Here is a 3,259-nt window from a genome sequence, read left to right as displayed (position 1 = left end):
GGTAGAGACCCCCCAACCCACAGGGTTGGGGGGTCTCCCGCATTTAACAACAAAACCCCAAAACAAAAGCCTCCCCCACCACGGAGGCTTCACCCCTTTAACCACCAAACTCACGCCGACACCCAGCAGCCACCTCAAGCAGCCCCAGATAGTGATCAACGCGGCCCAAGTCCACCACGCCACTTCCGGCAGCCCGTTCCTGTCTGGCCGGTTCCAAGGCACCCAACGCCCGGCGGATCACAGAGGGCTCGCCCAGTTCGCTGGCTGCCTGGGCAATGATGCACCAAGTCGCCTCGAGTAAAAGATCCGAGGGGGGATCCGGAAGCCGCCGGAGAGTTTCACTCGCCTCGTGGTACGCGCCAGTCCTCACCAGCAAAAGGGGCCGAACCCAGCGCTCATAGGGGCCAAAGTCGCCGTCGCTCAGTTCAGCATCCTCACCCAACTCGCGGCCAAGTGTCACCAGAGCCTCGATTCCGTCAGTGAAGCCAGGCATCTCTGTCGGCGACGGAGGTGGCTGGCTGTCGCCGAGGAAAGTCCACCGGAACCAGTGGGTGAACACGCTCGCCAACGGTCTCTCGTGCCGCTGGGCCAGCCGGTCCACCGTATCGGCTTCGGTGCTGGCTGAGCTGATGTCATTCATGGCGCACAATGCCTGCATACGAATCAGCCGCCCGTTGATTTCAAAGGTGGGCGAATCGGCGTCGAACGCTGTTGTTATCAGCTCCTGGCCGATTTCGGCGCGATCTGCTGCAAGGCCGGCTGAGGTGAAGGTCTGCATAAACCGGGCGCTCAGGGCGAAACAGAGCAGTTGCGCGTCCCCTAGTCTCCTGGCGATTGACTCCGCTTCGCTGACTTCCGAGTGGCGAGCGCCGGTGCCCCGGGATTCCATGGCTATGGTGGCCAGGAGACGGGCACGGGTTCGGTCGTTGAGGCCTGGGTTGGCGGCAAGCGCATCCTCCGCAGCGGCCATCACGACGGCGGCAGCAGCTGGGTCATCCGGGCGCGTCCAAATCCCGGGTATGTCGTAGCCGCCAATGACGCGTGCGGCGAGTGCGGGATCGTTCAGGTCTGCAGCAGCTTGGATGGCCGCTATGCGTTGGGTGCGAGCTGTCTCAAGATTGCCAGCGACTGCCAAGCTGCCCAACACAGCGTTTGAGGCTTCCAGTTGAACTCTCGTGCCGCTTCTGGAATAGGCGGTGGCAGTCATGGCCAAACGGAGGGGTTCCACGTGGTGCAACCCGGGATCCCTGCGGAGCATCCTGCCCTCCAGATCCACGAGCGCGGGGCTTGGGTCCAGCCCCAGTTCGTTGGCATGCTGCGCCCGTGCCCGCCGAAGGACGGCCAATGCATCGCCTTGGCGGTGACTTTGGTACAGCGTCATGGCCAGCAAGCGCCATCCTTCTTCGCGCCAGGGGTTCTCCTCCACCTGCGCTTCCAGCATGGCAACGGCCTCCGCCGGCTGGCCGCAGTCCAGGCACGCGGAGGCAAAGCGTTCGACGGCGGTCTGCCGCAGCCCGGTAAGTCGTTTTACCTCTGGAAGGGCCCAAGGCCGCTCGGCGAATTCATGAAAGGCTGCGCCCCGCCACTCGCCGAGTGCGGTGGACAAGAGTGATTCGGCCTGGTTGGGCGTCGCTCCAACTGCTCGGGACACTGCCGCCCCGAACCTCCAAGCATCAACGGCGTCGAGATCGAGTCGAAGGGCGTACCCATCGCGCACCGTAACGAGCACCGAGGGTGGGGTGCGTGGTAGCCGACGTGGTTCCAGGATGCGGCGAAGCTCACCAACGAAAGTGCGGACTGCTCCGACAGCTCCCGGTGGCGGCTTACCGTCCCACAGTTCATCAATGAGTGACGCCGTTGAGATATCGCGGCCTCGCAGTGCAACGAGCATGCCAAGGATTTCCCTATGCCGGCGCTCGGAGAGTTCCTGCATTTCTCCATCAACACTCACCTGGAGGGGTCCGAGGACACGGATCTGCACAGTACTTCGGATTGACGCAGTAGTCACGTGTCAATCGTAGTGAGGAAGCAAGACAACCAAGGGTGTCCATTGCCTGCCACGGGTCCAGCTGATTCGCTGCTGATTCAGTGGCAGGAGAGTGGGTCTACCACCAATGAATGGAGACTCCATTGACTTTGACACTGCTTCCCGAGGCCACCTATCACCGCGTACCTGTAGCACCTGACGTCGAACTGAACGTCGCAGTGGCGGGGCACGGGCCCGCCGTCGTACTTTTGCATGGCTTTCCGCAGACGCACCTCATGTGGAGGCATATCGCCGCAGACTTGGTGGCGGACCACACGGTCATATGCCCGGACCATCGTGGCTACGGGGCAAGCGATAAACCGGCAGGGGAAGCGGAGGAAACGTACTCGAAGCGGACGATGGCCGCGGACATCGTCGCGGCCGCCCGGGGCCTTGGGCACCATCGCTTCGCACTGGCGGGTCACGATCGTGGCGCCCTGGTTGCTGTGCGGGCAGGTTTGGACCATCCCGACGCCGTCAGCCACCTGTTGGTCCTGGATGTGCTGCCGACGTTGGATATGTGGGATATCCTCCACGGGGCGGATGCGAAAGTGGCTTGGCACCTTTATCTGATGGCTCAGCCAGCGGGAATCCCCGAGCCCATGATCGAAGCGACTGCAGACTCCTTCTTTGCATCGTTCATCGACGGATGGGCGGCCGATCCTGAAGCGATCCCGCCACGGTATCGGGAGGAGTATCTGAAGGCATCCGGTCAGGCAGTGTGGTCAATCGTTGCGGACTACCGGGCTTCTGCGGGAATCGACGTCGCGCATGATCGCGCCGATAGGAACGGTGCACACACCCTGCCAATGCCAGTGACGGTGATGCAACAGGACTGGGGAGCGGTGCTGGGCTATGACGCCGCTGCCCTGTGGCGTGCTTGGGCGCCGGATCTTAAACACATGACCGTGAACATTGGCCACTTCATGGCTGAGGAGAATCCCGCGGCGGTGGTCGCGGCCATGCGCGAGTTGATGGAGCGCTAAGGAGTGGCGTCCGACGGCGGTTGGTGGGGTTTTGGGGGTGTGTGGGGTGGGGTTGGGGGTGGATTTGCGTTGGGGGTGTGGGGCGTGTATTGTTTTCTGAGTCGCCGGGTGCGAAACGGAAAGCCGGAAGGTGTGTACGGTTCGGTAGGCGGCCAAAAATAACTCTTCTTTTCCAATGGCCCTGTTGGGTGCGCTGCTTTTGTGGTGTGCTGTGGGTGATGTTTTGGGGGGTCTGTTGTTTGAGAAC

The 3,259-nt window shown here is 62.3% G+C and carries 2 protein-coding genes; one reads left to right on the top strand and one right to left on the bottom strand.

Going from position 1 to position 3,259, the window contains the following annotated elements; translation table 11 throughout:
* Positions 1 to 97: 97 nt before the first annotated feature.
* Positions 98 to 2,008: an AfsR/SARP family transcriptional regulator gene (locus tag AC6CH8_RS22775; RefSeq protein ID WP_498192457.1), complete on the bottom strand. Its 1,911-nt coding sequence runs from the start codon at positions 2,006 to 2,008 to the stop codon at positions 98 to 100.
* A gap of 122 nt (positions 2,009 to 2,130) precedes the next feature.
* Between AC6CH8_RS22775 and AC6CH8_RS22770 the strand changes: the two genes are divergently transcribed.
* Positions 2,131 to 3,012, top strand: a complete 882-nt coding sequence (locus tag AC6CH8_RS22770; protein WP_498192456.1) for an alpha/beta fold hydrolase — start codon at positions 2,131 to 2,133, stop codon at positions 3,010 to 3,012.
* Positions 3,013 to 3,259 lie beyond the last annotated feature (247 nt).

The sequence above is a fragment of the Paenarthrobacter sp. GQ52 genome, from assembly GCF_059759005.1.
Note: the sequence above shows the minus strand (reverse complement) of the source record. Positions and strands in the feature narration are given on the sequence as shown.